This window comes from Shewanella sp. N2AIL, assembly GCF_022690845.1.
Lineage (GTDB): Bacteria > Pseudomonadota > Gammaproteobacteria > Enterobacterales > Shewanellaceae > Shewanella > Shewanella baltica.
On the sequence record NZ_JALBYT010000140.1, the window covers coordinates 1 to 230 of the forward strand.

General features: G+C 58.7%; 1 protein-coding gene. It reads right to left on the reverse strand.

The annotated features are described in order from the left end of the window. The coding region (locus MO387_RS21075; protein WP_220778182.1) for a VCBS domain-containing protein at positions 1-230 on the reverse strand (230 nt) is incomplete at both ends.

Here is a 230-nt window from a genome sequence, read left to right on the forward strand (position 1 = left end):
TTTCGCCTTCAGCCAGATATTGCACGTCGGCGTTATCGACGTTGTAAGTCCAGTTGCCCGCCGCATCGATAGTCAGGCTGCCGAGCGCGCCAACACTTGGAGTGCCGTTGCCCGCTTGGAATACCGCTTGGCCGCTGTCGGCATCGGTAATGGTTAAGGTGCCGCTGTCAGTCAGAACTGGATCGGTGGCATCTTCAGTGACCGCGCCGACATCGTCGCCAGCAATCACA